Genomic DNA, 804 nt, shown 5'->3' on the forward strand with positions numbered 1-804 from the left:
GGTGTCTCTGATTGGTGAGGAGCACTTTATGAGCGATCTATTCTGGCTTTCCCGTTCTCAGTTGCAGCGTATTGAGCCCTGTTTCCCACAGGCTCACGGGGTTCCTCGTGTTGATGATCAGCGCGTTGTTTCCGGGATCATCCATGTCATTCGCAACGGTCTTCGCTGGCGTGATGCCCCAAGGGAATACGGGCCGCACAAGACGCTCTATAACCGCTTTGTACGCTGGAGCCGATTGGGTGTCTTTGATCGTATATTCTCTGCGATTGCAGCCGAGAACGGCGAGCCTGAACAGTTGATGATCGACGCCACACATCTGAAGGCACATCGCACGGCGGCCAGCCTGCTTAAAAAGGGGATGTTCCCCGCCGTATCGGGAGAACGAAAGGTGGCCTGAATTCCAAGCTGCATGCCGTCGTCAATGAGCACGGCAAGCCACTTGTCCTGCTGCTAACCGAAGGTCAGATGAGCGATCATCTTGGCGCAAAGCTTATGTATGAAAGCCTGCCAACCTCGGCATCTCACCTGATTGGTGATAAGGGCTATGACAGCGACGAGTTCCGGGCGGCGCTCAACGCCAAGGGTATCAAGCCCTGCATACCGCCCCGCAAAAACAGAAACACACACATATCATACTGCCCAAAGCTCTATAAAACCCGGCACAAAGTCGAGAACATGTTCGGAAAGCTCAAAGACTGGCGCAGGGTGGCGACCCGATATGACCGATGCGCGCACACCTTCTTTTCAGCGATCTGTATCGCCGCTACCGTCATATTTTACCTCAATTAATGAGTCCTGAGCCTA

At 53.7% G+C, this 804-nt stretch carries 1 protein-coding gene; it reads left to right on the forward strand.

Annotated features, from left to right (window positions below; genetic code table 11):
- The first annotated feature begins 28 nt into the window (after positions 1 to 28).
- Positions 29 to 789 (forward strand): IS5 family transposase gene (locus THS27_RS26335; RefSeq protein ID WP_139835778.1). Its coding sequence is split into 2 segments (ribosomal slippage): positions 29 to 362 and positions 362 to 789, totalling 762 coding nucleotides; the frame shifts between segments, so codons are not numbered across the junction.
- Positions 790 to 804: the final 15 nt, after the last annotated feature.

The sequence above is a fragment of the Thalassospira sp. MCCC 1A01428 genome (assembly GCF_002115825.1).
Lineage (GTDB): Bacteria > Pseudomonadota > Alphaproteobacteria > Rhodospirillales > Thalassospiraceae > Thalassospira.